Source organism: Rhizobium sp. BR 314, from assembly GCF_047445805.1.
Lineage (GTDB): Bacteria > Pseudomonadota > Alphaproteobacteria > Rhizobiales > Rhizobiaceae > Rhizobium > Rhizobium lusitanum_B.
Map to the genome: position 1 here is coordinate 23,912 of NZ_JARWLA010000008.1, position 16,606 is coordinate 40,517.

20 protein-coding genes and 1 pseudogene are annotated in these 16,606 nt (G+C 59.5%); 12 read left to right on the top strand and 9 right to left on the bottom strand.

Features of this window, described 5'->3' with window-relative positions; translation table 11 throughout:
- Window positions 1-76 precede the first annotated feature (76 nt).
- Window positions 77-1,507 carry a phosphomannomutase gene (locus QD461_RS13100; RefSeq protein ID WP_414088156.1) on the bottom strand — a complete coding sequence of 477 codons (1,431 nt, stop codon included), beginning with the start codon at window positions 1,505-1,507 and terminating at the stop codon, window positions 77-79.
- A 179-nt stretch (window positions 1,508-1,686) separates the two neighbouring features.
- Between QD461_RS13100 and QD461_RS13105 the strand changes: the two genes are divergently transcribed.
- Window positions 1,687-2,118, top strand: coding sequence for a BA14K family protein (locus QD461_RS13105; protein ID WP_414088157.1), 432 nt, complete (start codon window positions 1,687-1,689; stop codon window positions 2,116-2,118).
- 25 nt (window positions 2,119-2,143) lie between these two features.
- Here the strand turns inward: QD461_RS13105 and QD461_RS13110 are convergent, their stop codons facing one another.
- A complete protein-coding gene (locus QD461_RS13110; protein ID WP_199150670.1) occupies window positions 2,144-2,437 on the bottom strand; it encodes a SelT/SelW/SelH family protein in 294 nt (97 codons plus the stop codon).
- Between the two features lie 187 nt (window positions 2,438-2,624).
- On the opposite strand from QD461_RS13110, the gene QD461_RS13115 reads away from it, so the two are divergent.
- Together QD461_RS13115 and QD461_RS13120 are read left to right on the top strand one after the other, a co-directional pair.
- Window positions 2,625-3,359: a type 1 glutamine amidotransferase gene (locus QD461_RS13115; RefSeq protein WP_414088158.1), complete on the top strand. Its 735-nt coding sequence runs from the start codon at window positions 2,625-2,627 to the stop codon at window positions 3,357-3,359.
- Between the two features lie 30 nt (window positions 3,360-3,389).
- Window positions 3,390-3,845: a GFA family protein gene (locus QD461_RS13120; protein ID WP_414088159.1), complete on the top strand. Its 456-nt coding sequence runs from the start codon at window positions 3,390-3,392 to the stop codon at window positions 3,843-3,845.
- Window positions 3,846-3,847: 2 nt separating this feature from the next.
- On the opposite strand, the pseudogene QD461_RS13125 reads toward QD461_RS13120, so the two are convergent.
- From QD461_RS13125 to lepA, 3 genes and pseudogenes are all read right to left on the bottom strand, one after another.
- A pseudogene (locus QD461_RS13125) lies at window positions 3,848-4,147 on the bottom strand (CcdB family protein).
- A complete protein-coding gene (locus tag QD461_RS13130) occupies window positions 4,120-4,377 on the bottom strand; it encodes a type II toxin-antitoxin system CcdA family antitoxin (protein WP_414088160.1) in 258 nt (85 codons plus the stop codon). The pseudogene QD461_RS13125 and the gene QD461_RS13130 overlap by 28 nt, the downstream one beginning before the upstream one ends.
- A gap of 59 nt (window positions 4,378-4,436) precedes the next feature.
- Complete coding sequence (gene lepA, locus QD461_RS13135) at window positions 4,437-6,269, bottom strand: translation elongation factor 4 (RefSeq protein WP_414088161.1); 1,833 nt, start codon at window positions 6,267-6,269, stop codon at window positions 4,437-4,439.
- Between the two features lie 171 nt (window positions 6,270-6,440).
- Between lepA and QD461_RS13140 the strand changes: the two genes are divergently transcribed.
- From QD461_RS13140 to QD461_RS13150, 3 genes are all read left to right on the top strand, one after another.
- On the top strand, window positions 6,441-7,013 hold the full coding sequence (locus tag QD461_RS13140) for a helix-turn-helix domain-containing protein (RefSeq protein ID WP_414088162.1): 573 nt from the start codon (window positions 6,441-6,443) through the stop codon (window positions 7,011-7,013).
- A gap of 18 nt (window positions 7,014-7,031) precedes the next feature.
- Window positions 7,032-7,553, top strand: a complete 522-nt coding sequence (locus QD461_RS13145) for an N-acetyltransferase family protein (protein WP_414088163.1) — start codon at window positions 7,032-7,034, stop codon at window positions 7,551-7,553.
- Window positions 7,554-7,677: 124 nt separating this feature from the next.
- Window positions 7,678-8,199 (top strand): hypothetical protein, encoded by a 522-nt coding sequence (locus tag QD461_RS13150; protein WP_414088164.1) that lies wholly within the window; start codon window positions 7,678-7,680, stop codon window positions 8,197-8,199.
- Here the strand turns inward: QD461_RS13150 and QD461_RS13155 are convergent.
- On the bottom strand, window positions 8,187-8,804 hold the full coding sequence (locus QD461_RS13155; RefSeq protein ID WP_414088165.1) for an HAD-IA family hydrolase: 618 nt from the start codon (window positions 8,802-8,804) through the stop codon (window positions 8,187-8,189). The genes QD461_RS13150 and QD461_RS13155 overlap by 13 nt on opposite strands.
- 134 nt (window positions 8,805-8,938) lie before the next feature.
- Here QD461_RS13155 and QD461_RS13160 point away from each other — a divergent pair, with 134 nt between their 5' ends.
- Together QD461_RS13160 and QD461_RS13165 are read left to right on the top strand one after the other, a co-directional pair.
- A complete protein-coding gene (locus QD461_RS13160) occupies window positions 8,939-9,964 on the top strand; it encodes a histone deacetylase family protein (RefSeq protein WP_414088166.1) in 1,026 nt (341 codons plus the stop codon).
- 97 nt (window positions 9,965-10,061) lie between these two features.
- Window positions 10,062-10,976, top strand: coding sequence for an EamA family transporter (locus tag QD461_RS13165; RefSeq protein WP_414088167.1), 915 nt, complete (start codon window positions 10,062-10,064; stop codon window positions 10,974-10,976).
- Between the two features lie 59 nt (window positions 10,977-11,035).
- Here QD461_RS13165 and QD461_RS13170 read toward each other — a convergent pair whose 3' ends face one another.
- Window positions 11,036-11,503, bottom strand: a complete 468-nt coding sequence (locus tag QD461_RS13170; RefSeq protein WP_414088168.1) for a group III truncated hemoglobin — start codon at window positions 11,501-11,503, stop codon at window positions 11,036-11,038.
- Window positions 11,504-11,767: 264 nt separating this feature from the next.
- Here QD461_RS13170 and mbfA point away from each other — a divergent pair, with 264 nt between their 5' ends.
- Window positions 11,768-12,751, top strand: coding sequence for an iron exporter MbfA (gene mbfA, locus QD461_RS13175; RefSeq protein ID WP_414088169.1), 984 nt, complete (start codon window positions 11,768-11,770; stop codon window positions 12,749-12,751).
- A 424-nt stretch (window positions 12,752-13,175) separates the two neighbouring features.
- On the opposite strand, the gene QD461_RS13180 is transcribed toward mbfA, so the two are convergent.
- Both QD461_RS13180 and QD461_RS13185 read right to left on the bottom strand, forming a co-directional pair.
- Window positions 13,176-13,775 (bottom strand): transglutaminase-like cysteine peptidase, encoded by a 600-nt coding sequence (locus tag QD461_RS13180; RefSeq protein WP_414088170.1) that lies wholly within the window; start codon window positions 13,773-13,775, stop codon window positions 13,176-13,178.
- 237 nt (window positions 13,776-14,012) lie between these two features.
- Entirely contained in the window at window positions 14,013-14,825 is an 813-nt protein-coding gene (locus tag QD461_RS13185) for an alpha/beta hydrolase (RefSeq protein ID WP_414088171.1), read from the bottom strand.
- A 276-nt stretch (window positions 14,826-15,101) separates the two neighbouring features.
- Here QD461_RS13185 and infC point away from each other — a divergent pair, with 276 nt between their 5' ends.
- The 3 genes from infC to rplT all read left to right on the top strand — a co-directional run bounded on the left by infC (window position 15,102) and on the right by rplT (window position 16,605).
- The gene (gene infC / locus QD461_RS13190; protein WP_028750883.1) at window positions 15,102-15,638 is read left to right on the top strand and encodes a translation initiation factor IF-3; all 537 of its coding nucleotides are present in this window, start codon (window positions 15,102-15,104) and stop codon (window positions 15,636-15,638) included.
- A gap of 321 nt (window positions 15,639-15,959) precedes the next feature.
- Complete coding sequence (gene rpmI, locus QD461_RS13195) at window positions 15,960-16,163, top strand: 50S ribosomal protein L35 (protein ID WP_004108077.1); 204 nt, start codon at window positions 15,960-15,962, stop codon at window positions 16,161-16,163.
- A gap of 37 nt (window positions 16,164-16,200) precedes the next feature.
- Window positions 16,201-16,605: a 50S ribosomal protein L20 gene (gene rplT / locus QD461_RS13200; RefSeq protein ID WP_184711000.1), complete on the top strand. Its 405-nt coding sequence runs from the start codon at window positions 16,201-16,203 to the stop codon at window positions 16,603-16,605.
- Window position 16,606 lies beyond the last annotated feature (1 nt).

Genomic DNA, 16,606 nt, shown 5'->3' on the forward strand with positions numbered 1-16,606 from the left:
AGGGGGTGGCCGTCCGGTGTCAACAGGGTTTTTGAAGTTTTCGTGGCAATTGTGAAAAAAGCGGCCGTGGCCCAGGTCAAACCCGGGCCGTAGCCCATGCTCTGATAAGGCCAAGTCCCTGTTCCAGAAGGGTCTTTGCCTCGTTTTCACTCGCCGCTTCTACGTAGCAACGCATTTCCGGTGCATTTCCGGAGGGGCGGAAATGGACGATTCGGTTATCCACAAGCGTGACCCTAAGTCCGTCGATGTCGCTCTTCGATGCGACGGCTGCGACGGGCTTGAGGAATTCAGCGAGATTGGCGTCCGAAGCGCGCAGATGCGCCATCAACGCGGCACTGGTTTCGACCGCGAAATTCTCCAGGCGATCGGCGGCGGCAAAGGGCAGGCGATAGCTACCGGCAACGGCCGAAAGCGGCTTGCCCGCCTTTGCGGCCGCATAGAGCGTCGCCAGGACGGGCAGGAAGCTGTCGCGTGTCGGCAGAGGCTCGAAGGGCTTACCCGAGACGATGAAGCGGCTGGCCGTCAGTGTGCCGCCATTGGCTTCGAAGCCCATGACGCCAGTCTTGCCAGCGGCAACCGCCTCATCCATGCCGGCGATCACGTAGGGTGAGCCGACGCGGGTGCGGGTTACGGCATAGGAGCCGGCGGCTTCGATGCCGGAATTGGATGTGACCGGCGTCACCACCACTTCTGCGCCGAGGAAGTTTGCAGCAATAAGGCCGAGCAAATCGCCGCGCAGCGGCTCGCCGGTTTCATCGGCGACCAGCGGCCGGTCGCCATCGCCGTCGGCCGAAACGATGGCGTCCAGACCGTGCTCCGGCGCCCAGCCCTTCATAAGACGGATGGTCTCGGCAGAGACGGCTTCGGTATCAACCGGAATGAAGCTCTCGGAGCGGCCGAGCGATACGACGCGCGCGCCGTAATGGCCGAGCACCTGTCCGAAAAGGTCGCGCGCCACCGTGCTGTGCTGATAGACGCCGATGGTGAGGCCCGCGAGGCTGCCTGATGGCAGCAGCCCCTTGTTGCGCTCCAGGAACAGCGCCTCCGTCTCGGCCGTGTGGTTTTCCGCCTCGGCAGGCGTCTCGTCCAGTACGGAATCGCCAATCGCCAAGGCTTCCTCGCTGATCGCCACTTCGTCCCGCTTGTCGATCTCGCCATCCGGCCTGTAGAATTTGATGCCGTTGCGATCGGCAGGGATATGCGAGCCGGTGATCATCAGCGATGCCGCCTTGTGCTTCAGCCCGTAGAGAGCCAGCGCCGGCGTCGGCAAGGTGCCGCAGTCGATCGGCGTTAGGCCGGCACGCTTCAGCGCGCCGATGCAGGTCGCCGATATCGCCGGGCTCGATTCGCGGAAATCGCGGCCGACAAGAATGAGATCGCCTGGCTTGGCATGGCCGCTCTTCAGCAGATGGTTGGCGAATGCCGACGCATAGAGGGCGGAAGCCTGGCCGACAAGATCCACGGATAGGCCGCGAAGGCCGCTGGTGCCGAATTTTAAGCTGCTCACGGGCAATCTCCTTGCAATGATCGCGCTGTTATGGAGCAAGCGGCGGCGGCGATCAACTCGTCGTGGAACGGCGATTTCCAGTTGCGGCGATACTGGTTTTATCCCTGCCAATGCCCCAGATAAGATCAAGGCGAGGCGCGCGTCGGTTTTGGTTCGCGGTACCCGCACAGGAGTTCATCATGGTTGCTTTTCATAGGGTCGCGCTTGGTTGCGCTTTCGGCCTTTCGTTGCTGGCACAAGCAGGGCTTGCCGTCGCGGCCTCGGATCCTCCGAAAATGGGCATCCAGCCGCCCAACCCCGGCAATCGCGTCCTCTGCGATGCCAGGGGCTGTTTCGGTTTCGGGGAACGTCAGTTCTACACCCGCCCCGGCCAGCCACTTCCGGTCACGCCGCCCTATACCGGCGGGGTGAACCGCTACGACAGCACGCGCATTCAAATGCCCCCGCGCGAAACCTATACGCCGCCAAAGGTCGTCTACCCTTCGCCGGCCCAGCAGCGCTCGCAGCATCAGATGTGGTGCGCCAGACAGTATCGCAGCTACAATCCCGGCACCAACCTCTATTCGACCATCAATCATGGCTTCAAGGAATGCCGTTCGCCCTTCGATTGACGGTTGGGAACGGTGAGGGCAGGGCTCAACTCTCCAGCGAGGCGCGGTCGGTATGGCCGAGATCGCGCTGCGGGTCGATGACATCTCGCACGCGCTGCTTCAGCTCCTTTGGCCCTGGGAAGCCGCCGTCGCGCTTGCGCTCCCACAGTAGTTCGCCATCGATGCGGATTTCGAAAACGCCACCGGTGCCGGGTATCAACGCCACTTCGCCGAGACTGTCGGTAAACGTCTGCAGCAGCTCTTGCGCCATCCAGCCGGAGCGCAGGAGCCAGTTGCACTGGGTGCAGTAGAGAATGGTGATCCGGGGCCTGTCGCTCATCGTCATTATCCTCGTTGTTTGCTGACATTTATGCTCAAGATTATTCGCCTGCAAGCGGAAGCAAGCGCAGCAAAGGCATCGACCGAATTTCCGTCAGGAATTGCGCAAAACGAGCGGCTCTGACCCCTTGCCTGTCGTCGTGCCGCATGCTCATCTCTGATTGGACTGTCAGATGGGGATTATCGGAATGCGCGTCGCTGTCATCGAAAATATGAAGAACACACCGCTCGGTGCACTCGGCATCGCGCTGGAGGAGGCCAGGGCGCAGGTCGAATGGTTCCGCCCCTGGAGTGGCGAGGCGCTACCTGAGGACGCGAAGTCCCATGACGCGTTGGTCGTGCTCGGCGGCGAGCAGAGCGCGCGTGACGACGACACCCACCCGTATCTGCCCGCGCTGGCGCGGCTCATGCGCCGCTTCGAGAGTGAGGACAAGGCCGTGCTCGGCATCTGCCTCGGCAGCCAGATCCTGGCGCGCGCCTATGAGGCGGAAAACCAGCTCGGCGCCGCCCACGAATTCGGCTGGAAGTCGATCGGCCTGACCGACGAAGGCAGGGCCGATCCGCTGCTGGCCGATGTCGGCGACAACTTCACCATCTTCCAGTGGCATTCCGACACGTTTGCGCTACCCGTCGGCGCTACCCGTCTTGCGACCAACGGTGTGACGCGCAATCAGGCCTTCCGCATCGGCCGTGCCACTTATGGCACGCAGTTTCACTTTGAGGCGAACGCTGCCGTAGTGGAGCGCTGGCGGGGTGAGCACCAGGAAACCATCGCGCGCAAGGAGCCGGGCTGGCTGGAAAAATATCCCGAGCTCGTCTCCAAGCATGCAGCCGCCGCCGACTCGGCCGGCCTTTCCATCGCAAGGGCCTGGGTAAAGACCATCCGGACACAGGCAAAGCTTCCGGAAACGGCAGAAGCCTGAGAGTGCCAGCAAATAAGAGGAGACGACACCATGAGCACGCTGGAACTACCATGCGAGGGCAGCTGCCGTTGTGGGCAAGTGCGGTTGAAGATCAACGCCAAACCGTTGCTGACCATGGCCTGCCACTGCACCGGCTGCCAGCGCATGACGGCCGGCCCCTATTCGCTGAGCGCCGCGATCCCCTTGGAGGGCTTCGAAGTGACGGAGGGAGAGCCCGTGATCGGTGGCCTGCATGGCGATGCCATCCATCACTATTTCTGCCCGCATTGCATGAGCTGGCTGTTCACGAAGCTGGAAGGCGTCGACTGGTTCGTCAATGTCCGCGCCACCATGCTCAACGATGTCGGCTGGTTCACGCCCTTCATGGAGACTTGGACGAGCGAAAAGCTGCCATGGGTCACCACGCCGGCCAAGCACAGCTATGCCGCACTGCCGGCGATGGATGAATATGAAGGCTTGATCGGGGAGTATATGGCAGGAAACTGAAGTCAAAAGCCCTGAAAAAGGAAGTCGGTCGCGGCGGTAATCTGATCGCCGTGTAAACTTAAGTCGGTAATCAATTCCCCAATTTCGGTGAACGGTATTGCTGCCATCAATTGTGTCGTTATGATGCGGGGCCTGTCAGCGATAGTGAACTGCGGATTGAGCCTTGCCATTGGCATTCATACATCCTGCAGGCGAAGCAGAGGCACCATCATTCGTGTACTCAGCCTTTCCAACAAGTCAGACTGAATTTCCAATGCGAAAGTTCCGCCGTGCTTCAAGGCATAGACATGGAACCTTGCCATGAGAGCTGCCGATACTTTCCAAATGGCAGACCATGTTTTTTAGCATAGGCATTGGCTTGTTCGATTGCGTCAGCATTTTCCAGAAGCCACAGTCGCTCGCGTTCAGCCTTGATGGCGCGGGTTATGCCATCTTCGGCAGCGCGTGAGATATTGATTTTCAACTCGCGTGCATCTGCAACAAGCTGCTCGTCGCGAGATAAATTCGCGGCTTTTCGCGCCGTCCGAGTCATGAGGCGTTCCTCAGATCATGCGCAAACTATATGCGCATAATTTGATTTTGATAAGAGCCTCACTCATCCCCCATCTTCAGCGCGGCGATAAAGGCTTCCTGCGGGATTTCGACCTTGCCGAACTGCCGCATGCGCTTCTTGCCTTCCTTCTGCTTGTCGAGCAGCTTGCGCTTGCGGGTGGCGTCGCCGCCGTAGCACTTGGCGGTCACGTCCTTGCGCAGCGCCTTCACCGTCTCGCGGGCGATGATGCGGCCGCCGATGGCGGCCTGGATCGGGATCTGGAACATGTGCTGCGGGATCAGGTCCTTCAGCTTCTCGCACATGACACGGCCGCGCTTTTCGGCGGCGGAGCGGTGCACGAGCATGGAAAGCGCGTCCACCGGCTCGGCATTGACGAGGATCGACATCTTGACGAGATCGCTCTCGCGATAGTCGGTCAGGCTGTAGTCGAAGGAGGCATAACCCTTGGAGATCGACTTCAGGCGGTCGTAGAAGTCGAAAACGACTTCGTTGAGCGGCAGATCGTAGGTGATCATGGCGCGGTTGCCGACATAGGTCAGCTCAGTCTGGATGCCGCGGCGGTCCTGGCAAAGCTTCAGGATCGAGCCGAGATAGTCATCCGGCGTCAGGATCGTCGCCTTGATCCACGGCTCGCGGAATTCGGATATCTTGACGACGTCGGGCATGTCGGCCGGGTTATGCAGCTCGATCTCGGTGCCGTCGGTCATGGTGAGCTGATAGACGACCGACGGGGCCGTGGCGATCAGGTCGAGATTGAATTCGCGCTCCAGGCGCTCCTGGATGATTTCCAGATGCAGCAGGCCGAGGAAGCCGCAACGGAAGCCGAAGCCGAGAGCGGCAGACGATTCCATTTCGAAGGAGAAGCTGGCGTCGTTGAGGCGCAGCTTGCCCATGGCCGAGCGCAGATCTTCGAAATCGGCGGCATCGACCGGGAAGAGGCCGCAGAACACCACAGGCTGTGCCGGCTTGAAGCCCGGCAGCGCTGCCGCGGTCGGGCGCTTGTCTTCGGTGATGGTATCGCCGACGCGGGTGTCGGCCACTTCCTTGATCGAGGCGGTGATGAAGCCGATCTCGCCGGGGCCGAGGCTGTCGACGGCGACCATCTTCGGCGTGAGAACGCCGACGCGCTCGATCTGGTACTTCGCGTCCGTGCCCATCATGCGGATGGTCTGGCCCTTGGTCAGCGTGCCGTCGATGATGCGCACGAGAACCATGACGCCGAGATAGGTGTCGTACCAGCTGTCGACTAGCAGCGCCTTCAGGGGCGCTTTTTCGCCGCCCGGGCTCTTCGGCGCCGGCAGCTTGTGGACGATGGCTTCGAGAACGTCGGGAATGCCGAGGCCGGTCTTGGCCGAGATCAGCACAGCGTCCGATGCGTCGATGCCGATCACTTCCTCGATCTGATCCTTGATGCGGTCGGGTTCGGCGGCCGGCAGGTCGATCTTGTTGAGGACGGTGACGAGCTCGTGATTGTTGTCGATCGCCTGATAGACGTTGGCGAGCGTCTGCGCTTCCACGCCCTGAGAGGCGTCGACGACCAGCAGCGATCCCTCGCAGGCCGACAACGAGCGCGAGACTTCATAGGCGAAGTCGACGTGTCCGGGCGTGTCGATCAGGTTGAGAATATAGGTTTCGCCATTCTGGGCCTTGTAGTGCAGACGCACCGTCTGGGCCTTGATGGTGATGCCGCGCTCGCGCTCGATCTCCATGTTGTCCAACACCTGCTCCGACATCTCGCGTTCGGCAAGGCCGCCCGTCGTCTGGATCAGGCGGTCGGCCAGCGTCGATTTGCCGTGGTCGATGTGGGCCACGATCGAGAAGTTGCGGATATGCGAAAGCGGAGTGGTCGAATTGGTGCTCATGCGCGCCATATAGCAGCGCCGCCCCGCGCCGCAAAGCGGAAAAGCGGGGTTTTGGCGGCTATCTTCACGTTATGTTAGCCTTTTCCGGCCCGCCGCCAGGGAATCTCAAAGTCAGCTTGATTCCATCATGAGAACGTGTATTTCTCTTATAGTAGAATTTCGAAGCGTGAGACATTGACAATGGCGGATGACGATCTGGATCTGGCGATCGGTGCACGCATCAAGGAGCTGCGCATCGCTCGCGGCCTGACGCTGGATGAGCTTGCCAATGCTTCGGCCGTCAGCCGTGCGATGATCTCGCGCATCGAGCGGGCGGAGGCTAGTCCGACGGCCTCGTTGCTATCGCGGCTCTGTGCAGCGCTCGGCCTTTCGCTCTCGGCCTTCTTTGCCGAGGAGGACATGGAGGTGTCGCCGCTTGCCCGCCGCGAGCAGCAGGCGATCTGGCGTGATCCGGGAACCGGCTATGTCAGGCGCTCCGTCTCGCCGCCGGGCACGGGCTCGAAGGTCGATGTCGTCGAGGTCATCTTCCCCGCCGGCGCGCGCGTCATCTTCCCACCGAATATGGCAAGTGCCGACATGACCCAGCATGTCTGGCTGTTCGAGGGCGAGATGGAGGTGACTCATCGTGATGTCACCCATCATCTGATGCCCGGCGATTGCCTCTTCATGGGCGTCGGCGACGGCCACTCCTTTCACAATCCAGGCGAGGTGCCGTCGCGCTACAGCGTCATCCTCGATCGCGGCCATTCATAAGCTTCAAGGATCTTTATCATGCCTGATATTCGTCTTCTCTCCGCTGCCGACGCTCGCGACAGGCTATCCGATCTTTGCGAGGTGCTTGCCGATTGCGTCAATGGCGGCGCTTCCGTCGGCTTCATGCAACCTTACGAGCAGGCCGATGCCTTGCCCTACTGGCAGGGTGTGGCCGACAGCGTCGAAAGCGGCGCGACACTGCTTTTCGTCGCCGTGATCGAGGACCGGGTCGTCGGCACGGTGCAGGTGGGTGCGGCGCAGATGCCGAACCAGCCGCATCGCGGCGATCTCAAGAAGCTGTTGGTGCACAGGTCCGCGCGGGGCAACGGCCTTGCCCGTCTCCTGATGGACGCCGCCGAACGCGAAGCTGCCCGCATCGGCAAGACCTTGCTCGTGCTGGATACGGCGACCGGCAGCGATGCCGAAGCGATCTATCCACGCCTCGGCTGGCAGCGTGTCGGCGTGGTGCCGGATTATGCCATGTGGCCGGAAGGCGGCCTATGCGACACGACACTCTTCTACAAGCGCATCGCTGCGTGAGACTTGAAAGCCGCGGCCAAGCAGATAAATTGTATCCCCATACTCGATCTCAATGTATGATATGCATAATACGAGTGTTTTCATGATACTAGTTTGGCCCTCTATGTGGCAGAGTGTTTAAACAATGCGAATGCGAATATTTGGCATCGCCGTTCTTATTTTTGCTCTGGCCTACTTCGTCTATCAGGATCGTGTTGCGAGCTTTTATAAGAAGGCTCTTCCAACTGTGCTTGAGGTGACAAGCAACGTCAGTTGGGGCAGCGATGTCAGTTGGTCCGATATCATCTCGCCAATCCGGACCGAGGCATGCGGTGCCGTCGTCTTTCAGTTGAGATCAGATGCGATTGAGAAGATTCAGGATCAGGGTGTCGCGTTCTTCCGTAACGCCCGTGAGGGCAGGGGCAATGCACGAGACAACGGCTTTTTCTACTCTTACGACGCATGGCAACCAACTCCCGCTCCAAGTAAATGGTTTGGCGATGGCGTTGTGACAGGATCAATGTCCTGTGCCGGATTTGGAGCCAGACGGATGCAGGCGGTCAAAGATGGCGCCAGCCGCGCTGGTGGCTTCTTTACCACTCGCTCGAACGCTCAACTCATTATGCTGCCAAGCGAACAGATCGCGGTCCTTACCTATTTCGACTGATGAGTTGAAAAGGCGGCCATGGCATCTCGCAATGTCGAGCCCGGCGCCCATTGCATCGCCTTCCAGCCGAATTGCCGTGCAGCTTCAATATTGGCTTGCACATCGTCGATGAAGCCGATCTCGTTTGCGGCAAAACCGACGCGTTCGGTCGCCAGCAGAAAGAATTCGACTGTAGGTTTCTGATGGCCGAGAGCGGCCGAATAGAAAACGCCGTCGAAACGCTGGGAGAGCTGAAGCGTCTCCATCAGATAGGCTGCGCGCATATGCTCCTGATTGGTCGCAAGGAACATCTTCGTGCCGTCGGCGCGCAACGCGGCAAGATCTTCGAGCAGGCCGTGATCGAGGCGGGAGTCGCTTTCGAACCAATAGTCGATCAGCGTTTTCGCGGGAAGTTGCGGCGCGATCTTGCCAAGGACCTCTGAAAGCCTTGGCTCCAGCGCGTCGCGGCCGGTGACGATGTCTTGCCAATAAGGTTTGAAGAATGCCTCCTGAAGCACATCCAGCGGCAAGCCGAGGTCCTGCTCCAGATAGGTGAAAAGCGGCAGCCCGTCGCTTGGCCTTCCGTGAACCAGGACGCCGTCGACATCGACCATCAGGATTTTCATGCGGCCATCCTCGCTTCGTCAAATGCAGGCGGAAAATGCGGTCACGTGCGATAGCGTTCAAGAGCGCATCGCTCTTTTTTCCTGGCTGCGATGCATGTAGCCTTTAGGCAAATGAAATAACAGAGGAGGCGAATATGCGGGTCATTTATTCGGAAGATCACAAGCTCAGGGATGCCAAGACCGAGCTGCATGATGGCAAGCTCGTCACCCCCTTCGAAGCGCCTTTCCGCGCCGAATGGATCCTCGCCGCCGTCAAGGAAGCAGGCTTCGTCGATGTCGTCACACCTGAGGTCTACGGGCTCGAGACGGCATGCAAGGTGCATGATCCCGCCTATCTCGAATTTCTGCGTGTGGTGTGGGAGCGCTGGGTCGCGGCCGGGTTTACGGGTGAGGCGATCTCCAACTCCTTCCCTGTCAGGCGCACCAGTCAACGCGTGCCGGAAAATATCGTCGGCATGATCGGCCATTATGCCAATGCGGCCGATACTTCCATCACCAAGGGATCCTATGAGGCGGCGCTTGCTTCCATGCGCTGCGCCTTGACCGGCGCCGACTGGCTGCAATCAGGTAATCGCTTTGCCTTTGCGCTCTGCCGTCCGCCCGGCCATCATGCCGGCTCCGATCTCTTCGGCGGCTATTGCTTCATCAACAATGCCAGTGTCGCCGCACAGCGCCTGCGCGACCATGGCGCGGCGAGGGTTGCGGTGCTCGATGTCGATTTCCATCATGGCAACGGCACACAGGACATATTCTACCGGCGGGGCGATGTCTTCACGGCTTCGCTGCATGGCGATCCCATCCATGCCTTCCCCTATTTCCTCGGCCATGCCGACGAGAAAGGCGAGGGCAATGGGCTCGGCGCCAACCGCAATTACCCGATGCAGCCCGGCACGCCATGGGATGTGTGGTCATTGGCGCTTGACGATGCGCTTGCCCGCATCAAGGCCTTTGGTGCCGAAGCAATCATCCTCTCGCTCGGCGTCGACACATTCGAGCGCGATCCTATCTCTTTCTTCGCGTTGAGGTCACAGGATTTCGCCCGCATGGGCGAGCGCATCGCCGCGGCGGGATTGCCCGTGCTCGTCTGCATGGAGGGCGGTTATGGCGTGCCCGAAATCGGTCTCAACGTCGCCAATGTGCTGAAAGGCCTTGAAGCCTGAGCGGCTCTTGCATCAAAGCGCCTGATCCCAGCATGAAAAGTTTGAATTTGCCAGCATAAGGCCAGGCCTCTAAAACCCTCGCCCGATGGGAGAGGTCATGGATCAGAAGCTTATCGAAAGTGGCACGGATGGCGGCGCGGTATTGATGCCGCATCCGAATGTTGCGCCCTCCTCCGGCGGCATCGCCGCGGGGATACTGATGTGCGTCATGTCCATGTCCTGCATCCAGTTCGGCTCAGCCCTGTCGGCTCCGATCATCAATGCCTATGGGCCGGTGGGCGCGACATGGCTTCGGCTTGTCTTTGCCTCTGCAGCATTGGCCATCATTGTCCGTCCGAAAATTCTAAGCTACAGCCGCTCGCAGTGGCTCGGCGTGCTGGCGCTCGGCACCGTTTCGGCGCTGATGACGACATTCTTCTTCTCGGCGATCGCGCGCATTCCCTTAGGCCTTGCCGTCGCGATCGAGTTTCTCGGGCCGCTGCTGGTCGCGACCCTGGGCTTCGGGCTCAGCCGCCAGCTTCTCTGGCCTCTTTTCGCGGCCATCGGCGTGCTGTTGCTGGCCTATGATGGCGAGGCGTGGGTCGGCAATCTGCCCGGCATTCTCTTTGCCGTCGGGGCAGGGGCAGGCTGGGCCAGCTACATTCTGCTGACAAAGAAGGTCGGCAACGCCTTTCAGGGCCTCGAAGGGCTCTCGATGTCGTTGCTGGTCGCAGCCGTGGTTTCGACCCCCTTCGGCTTCGCGTCCGCCGTCCCGCATCTGACGGGTTACGGCCTGCTCGAGATCGCCGGCCTGGCGCTGCTGGTTCCGCTGCTTCCCTATGTGCTGGAAATGGTGGCGCTGCGGCGCATGCCGACTTCATCCTTCGGCATCCTCATGAGCCTCGAACCCGCCATCGGCGCCGTTGCCGGCTTTATTATCCTGTCGCAACCAATGACGCCGTCACAGATGTTCGGCACCGCCCTTGTCGTTTCCGCCAGCATCGGCGCAACGATTTTCGCGACGAAGGGCTGATCGGTCGCAGTTCGCACTTCTCATGCTACCTTGTGCGGACTACGGGGCAGACTTGTAGTTCACCGGCCTTGCCGTGCCGGGTCATCCAGCGCAGGGTTATAGAAGAGCGACAAAGTCAGGCTCTTGGCGATGCGTTCGGCCGTTGCCATGAACCAGTCTCTTGCCTGCTCGGAAGGCGCGATATCGGTGAGCGTCTGCGAGAAAAGCGCCAGCCATTCCTGAAAGAGATCGGCCGCGATGCCTTCGACGCCGAGGTGCGCTTGTACCGGCTTGCCGCCATAGGCGCCGTTCTTGAAGGCGACTGATGACCAGAAGCGCTTCATCTTTTCCATATGGTCAGGCCAACGCCCGGCAAGTCGCCCGTCGAATACCGGCCCAAGCCGCGGATGCTTCTGCACGCGGCTATAAAAGGTGTCCACCAGCCTGTCGATGAAGGCGGCATCGATGCCCATGCCGGCCATCTCAGCCTCGGCCTTTTCGCGAATGCCGGCGAGATGAGCCGCACGGCCCTGTAAGTCATTGTCCATATGATGCTCCCGCCGGTCACGCGCAGAATATCGCCGTGTCAGCTTTCGTCTCCGCTTATCTATGCAATTTCAGGGCATATCCAAGGCGTCATGCGGATGTTGCGGCAATCTGTCAAAATTTGCTTTCGGTTTCATGCGCCCTCCGCGTAGTCCGTCATACTTCCCCCAACGCGATTTCCACTCAAGATGACGTCTCGCCGCTTGACCCGGACGTTGCTCGACTTTAGAATTAGAATAATTCTAAAGTTATAAGGTTACCTTTCCATGCTGCTCGGTCTTTTTCGCCCATCCAAACGTCCCTTCACCTCCCTCTCGGAACAGGAAATCCTGGCTATCGCCATTGCCGCCGAAGAGGACGATTCTCGCATTTATCTCGCCTACGCCGACATACTCCGCCAGCATTATCCCGAATCCGCCAAGGTCTTCGAGGACATGGCCGAAGTCGAAGATACCCATCGCAAGACCCTGATCGACATGCACCGGCAGCGCTTCGGCGAGCGCATTCCGCTGATCCGTCGCGAGCACGTCAGCGGCTTCTATGAGCGCAAGCCGGACTGGTTGCGCAAGAACCTCTCCCTGGATGCCATTCGCGAGGAAGCGGAGGCGATGGAGCAGCAGGCCTATAACTTCTATATCCAGGCCGCCAAGCAGGTTTCCGATGCATCGACAAGGCAGCTTCTCGGTGACCTCGCGCTGGCCGAGCAGGGACACGAGGATGTTGCCCGCCTGCTTGGCGACAAGCACACGCCCGAAACCGTGAAACAGGAAGAGGATGCCCAGGCGCGCCGCCAGTTTGTGCTGACCTATGTACAGCCGGGTCTTGCCGGCCTCATGGATGGTTCCGTCTCCACCCTGGCGCCGATTTTCGCCGCGGCTTTTGCCACGCAGCAGACATGGCAGACCTTTCTCGTCGGTCTCTCGGCCTCGGTCGGCGCCGGTATTTCGATGGGTTTCACCGAAGCGGCCCATGACGACGGCAAGATTTCCGGCCGCGGCTCACCGATCAAGCGAGGTCTCGCCTGTGGTATCATGACGGCGATCGGCGGCCTCGGCCACGCGCTGCCCTACCTCATCCCTCATTTCTGGACGGCAACGGTCACGGCCGCCATCGTCGTGTTCTTCGAACTCTGGGCCATCGCTTTCATCCAGAACAAATATATGGAGACGCCGTTCCTTCGTGCCGCATTCCAGGTGGTGGTTGGCGGCTCTCTGGTGCTGGCGGCCGGCATCCTGATCGGAAATGCCTGAAGCCTGCACTGAGCAGTCTCCCGTTCACGAAATGTTAAAATTCGGAACGCCTGCCGCTGCCATCGGTTAGCAACACGAGGCCGCTCTTGACCTCATTCTGCAAACCCAAGGAGATTGTCTAATGGCACACCAAGTTGGAAGCCACGAACAGCACGTCAAATCAGGCCAGCAGAGCCATAAGAACATGGATCAGAATAGCCGGAGCGCTTCCTCAGGCGGCTCACACGACCAGCAATCCGGCAACGCGCGCGATGGCACACACGAGCAACATGCCAAAGCGGATCAGCAGAGCCATAGGAACAGATGACGTAACCGCTAAGGTCCAATCCGTCCGCACGAGCGAGTGAGGACTGTTCTGACTAAATCCCTAAAAACGGAAGGCCGGCTTCTCGCCGACCTTTTGTCTGTGTTGGAGTGCTTGCACTTACTTGACGGAGCCGACCAGAACGTCGTTGCCGTTTTCGATGGTGACCCAGCGCCCAGTGTTGAAGCTCGCCTGACGCTTCAGGTAGGAATAGGGGGTTTTGGACCAGAGCTTGATCTCGTCCTCAAGATTGTCGAGGACATAATCGCCCTGCTTCGTGCGCAGCGTCAGAACCGCATGACCTTCGCCATCCGGCTTGCGAACGACGGTCATCAGGAGGTTGGAGGCAGAGACGCCGCTCTGCATCAGCAACCGGCGCTTCAACAGGGCAAAATCCTCGCAGTCGCCGGCCGTCTTCGGATATTCCCAGTATTCTTCCTGGCCATAGACCTCCATGTCCGTTGCCGGGCGGATGGTCTTGTTGACACGCAGGTTGATTTGGTTGACCAGCGCCCAAGCGGCGGCGTTCATTTCCTCGGGGCCGGCATTGCGAACCGGACCACATTCATCGGGATGCCTCTGGCAGAAGTCGTAGTGCCCAATCGGCTGGGAAGTGACGTTGCCGACGGTCATCGATGCGCTCTGCTGAGAGGCCGGCATCGCTGCTGATGACATCGCAATCATAGCAGCGAAGGCAACCAATACGCCCTTAATACGCACGCCCACTATTCCTTGTATCGTCCCTGCATTTGTTAACAAATTGTTAATGTAGCGGGGCCTGACAAGTCAATCGTTACTTAAGTGTTAACGGCGGAACCGGCGCGTATGGTTAATTTTGGTACAGTTGAGGCGGTTTTTGCCATAATCCCAAACCGCACCGGATCCGTAAGGCGTGCGGGAGCGACGCCCGCCGCAGAGGCTCTGCGGACGGGCTGCTCCAAGTATATCGGATTGTTTTTACTGACTATTATGAAGCGCCAGGGTCTCGGCGACAGTGAGCATGCGCTCGATATCCTGCGGCCGCGACAGGCGATGATCGCCATCGCGCACAAGTGTTAACACTACGTCATCGGCCGGTAGATGCTCGACCAGCTTTAGCGAATGGGCGAAAGGCACGTCTGCGTCTTCCATGCCCTGCAGGATATGCACGGGGCAGCCGGTCTCGATGATACCAGTCAGCACACGATTGGCGCGGCCGTCCTCGATCAGGGCACCGGTGAAGATGTTCGGCTCGGGGCTATATTCCGACGGTTCTTCGAAATAGCCGCGCTCGGCCAGCGAGCGGCGCTCGACATCCGAAAGGTTAGGTTCGATGAGGTCGACGGTGAAATCGGGTGCGGGTGCGATCAGGACAAGACCGGCGATTGCCGGGGCCTTCTTGCGCTTGCGCAACTCCTGAATGACCCTGAGCGCAATCCAGCCGCCCATCGAGGAGCCGACGAGGACGATCTTCTTCGATTTGGTATGGTCGATGACTGCAAGCGCCTCTTCCAGCCAGCGCGAGATCGTGCCGTTGGTGAATTTGCCGCCGGACTGGCCGTGGCCGGAATAGTCGAACCGGATGCAGCCGAGACCGAGCCGTTCCGCCATTGCGTCCAGTTCCACCGCCTTGGTGCCGCTCATGTCCGATCGATAGCCGGATAGCCATACGAAGCTGACATTCTTTGCGCCCTTACCGGCGGCGCGCTCAAGGATGGCGATCTGGCGTTCGCTGTCGCCCGTGCCAACGGAAATGAAGGTCGGTTGGGTGGCTGTAGCTGCTTCGGACATCAAGGAACTCCCGTTTTTCGCTCTATAGAACAGATTCGCCCGCACGCGACGCGAAAAATGCTCGGCTGTTTGCCGTAAGCCTGGGCGTAATTTGTCGACGAGACTGTGTCCTTCGCGCATCTCATTCTCTGTGACATTCTATTGACACGCAGGAGGTGCTTTTTTCCTGATGTCATGCTATTGACTTCAACATAGCTTTTACGACATTTCCGTCAGTTGCGCCGACGGGGAGCGAGAGGCTGCAGCTATCCGAAACAATTCGTGGAGAATACGACCATTCGCAGACCCTTTAAAACCGATGCGCCCGTAAAGGACGGGCCACGTTCCAACAGGGAAATTCGCATTCCCAAAGTACAGCTCATCGCTGCTGACGGTGCGAATATGGGCATCGTCCCGACCGACCAGGCATTGAGAATGGCAGAGGAGGCCGGTCTCGATCTGGTAGAGATCTCCCCTAATGCTGAACCGCCTGTGTGCAAGATCCTCGACCTGGGCAAGCTGAAATACGCAAACCAGAAGAAGGCCGCCGAGGCGCGCAAGAAGCAGAAGATCGTCGAAGTCAAAGAAATCAAGATGCGCCCGAACATCGACACCCATGACTATGAGGTGAAGATGAAGGCGATCGGCCGTTTCTTCGAAGAAGGCGACAAGGTGAAGGTGACCTTGAAGTTCCGTGGCCGCGAAATGGCGCACCAGGAACTCGGCATGAAACTTCTTCAGCAGGTCAAGGAAGACACGCTCGAGATCGCCAAGGTGGAAGCTGAGCCCAAGCTCGAAGGCCGCCAGATGATGATGGTACTTGCGCCGAAGTGAGGCGCAGGCAGATGTAAGAGAGGCCGGAGCCGTCCTTTGGGCGGCTTTTTCCTTTTGGGCGACCTCGTCGTGGCCTGTCATCGATCTGCAAAGAATCGCGCGTCCAGCCAGTTGCGCTTCTAAGCGACTGCGGTTATAAGCGCGCGTCCGAACTGACCGGCAGGGCATGCCGTGGCAGTTCAGAATGCTGGCGGAGCGGTTCGTCACCGTTTCAGCCGTTCAACAACAAACGCTCCTGCACCTTTTGCAGCCCGGCTTGTCCGGACCTGTGGGAAGGGCTTTTTAGAAAAGCGCGCCAGGAAGCATCGAAGGAGTAGCAAAATGCCCAAGATGAAGACGAAGTCCTCGGCCAAGAAGCGGTTCAAGATCACCGCGACCGGCAAGGTCAAGGCCGCCGCTGCTGGCAAGCGCCACGGCATGATCAAGCGTACCAACAAGTTCATTCGCGACGCCCGCGGCACCATGGTTCTCGCAGAACCGGATGGCCGTAAGGTTGTCAAGAACTACTTGCCGAACGGTCTCTAAGACTATTCGTAACGCTATAGACTAAGGAGATCATGAAATGGCACGCGTAAAAAGAGGCGTTACCGCCCACGCCAAGCACAAGAAGGTTCTGAAGGCAGCCAAGGGCTTCTACGGCCGTCGCAAGAACACCATCCGCACGGCCAAGGCCGCTGTCGATCGCTCCAAGCAGTATGCTTATCGCGACCGCAAGGTTAACAAGCGCAACTTCCGCGCTCTCTGGATCCAGCGCATCAATGCTGCCGTCCGCGAGCACGGCCTGACCTACGGCCGCTTTATCGACGGTCTGAACAAGGCTGGCATCGAAGTCGACCGCAAGGTTCTCTCCGACATGGCAATCCATGAGTCGGCAGCATTCGGCGCGCTCGTTGCAGCTTCGAAGAAGGCTCTTGAGTACCTCAAGGAAGCTGGCACCAAGAACGAGTTCGAAGCAGCCGTTAACTAAC

Bases quoted from the DNA above. Each gene is read 5' to 3' on its own strand.
- QD461_RS13165 (WP_414088167.1), top strand. From the start codon at position 10,062: ATGGATCAGAAGCTTATCGAAAGTGGCACGGATGGCGGCGCGGTATTG.
- QD461_RS13160 (WP_414088166.1), top strand. From the start codon at position 8,939: ATGCGGGTCATTTATTCGGAAGATCACAAGCTCAGGGATGCCAAGACC.
- mbfA (WP_414088169.1), top strand. From the start codon at position 11,768: ATGCTGCTCGGTCTTTTTCGCCCATCCAAACGTCCCTTCACCTCCCTC.
- QD461_RS13170 (WP_414088168.1), bottom strand. From the start codon at position 11,503: ATGGACAATGACTTACAGGGCCGTGCGGCTCATCTCGCCGGCATTCGC.
- QD461_RS13155 (WP_414088165.1), bottom strand. From the start codon at position 8,804: ATGAAAATCCTGATGGTCGATGTCGACGGCGTCCTGGTTCACGGAAGG.
- QD461_RS13130 (WP_414088160.1), bottom strand. From the start codon at position 4,377: ATGACTCGGACGGCGCGAAAAGCCGCGAATTTATCTCGCGACGAGCAG.
- QD461_RS13140 (WP_414088162.1), top strand. From the start codon at position 6,441: ATGGCGGATGACGATCTGGATCTGGCGATCGGTGCACGCATCAAGGAG.
- QD461_RS13185 (WP_414088171.1), bottom strand. From the start codon at position 14,825: ATGTCCGAAGCAGCTACAGCCACCCAACCGACCTTCATTTCCGTTGGC.
- QD461_RS13150 (WP_414088164.1), top strand. From the start codon at position 7,678: ATGCGAATGCGAATATTTGGCATCGCCGTTCTTATTTTTGCTCTGGCC.
- QD461_RS13105 (WP_414088157.1), top strand. From the start codon at position 1,687: ATGGTTGCTTTTCATAGGGTCGCGCTTGGTTGCGCTTTCGGCCTTTCG.
- rpmI (WP_004108077.1), top strand. From the start codon at position 15,960: ATGCCCAAGATGAAGACGAAGTCCTCGGCCAAGAAGCGGTTCAAGATC.
- QD461_RS13145 (WP_414088163.1), top strand. From the start codon at position 7,032: ATGCCTGATATTCGTCTTCTCTCCGCTGCCGACGCTCGCGACAGGCTA.
- QD461_RS13120 (WP_414088159.1), top strand. From the start codon at position 3,390: ATGAGCACGCTGGAACTACCATGCGAGGGCAGCTGCCGTTGTGGGCAA.
- QD461_RS13115 (WP_414088158.1), top strand. From the start codon at position 2,625: ATGCGCGTCGCTGTCATCGAAAATATGAAGAACACACCGCTCGGTGCA.
- lepA (WP_414088161.1), bottom strand. From the start codon at position 6,269: ATGGCGCGCATGAGCACCAATTCGACCACTCCGCTTTCGCATATCCGC.
- rplT (WP_184711000.1), top strand. From the start codon at position 16,201: ATGGCACGCGTAAAAAGAGGCGTTACCGCCCACGCCAAGCACAAGAAG.
- QD461_RS13110 (WP_199150670.1), bottom strand. From the start codon at position 2,437: ATGAGCGACAGGCCCCGGATCACCATTCTCTACTGCACCCAGTGCAAC.